The 271-nt window shown below is 53.1% G+C and carries 1 protein-coding gene; it reads left to right on the forward strand.

The annotated features are described in order from the left end of the window. Positions 1-20: 20 nt before the first annotated feature. Positions 21-271: hypothetical protein (locus tag SB751_RS30720; RefSeq protein ID WP_410749116.1), on the forward strand; the 251-nt coding region annotated here is incomplete at its 3' end.

The following is a 271-nucleotide window of genomic DNA, read 5'->3' on the forward strand; positions in this document are numbered from 1 at the left end:
CCAACTAATTGAGGTGCTCAATGAGGAGTCTACTGCCAGATGGATTTCTGTCGCCCAATGTAAATGCTTGGCGGCAAGAGGTTCGCGAAAATGCAGCGGATTGGTTCACCCTTGTTGAGGACATCAATCGTGCCTCAGTAGCCATATTAGTTACCTTGGCTCCCTCAAGTGGCTCAGATCGGGAGCTGGGAGCGGCCGCTATGTTTGCTCGAGCGTTACAGTCTTTCGAGGCAGTGATTTTGCTGACGGAGCGTGGCATGCTGGCAGACGC

Origin of the sequence: Cupriavidus sp. SIMBA_020, assembly GCF_046535395.1 — a bacterium.
In the GTDB taxonomy this organism is placed as follows: domain Bacteria; phylum Pseudomonadota; class Gammaproteobacteria; order Burkholderiales; family Burkholderiaceae; genus Cupriavidus; species Cupriavidus campinensis.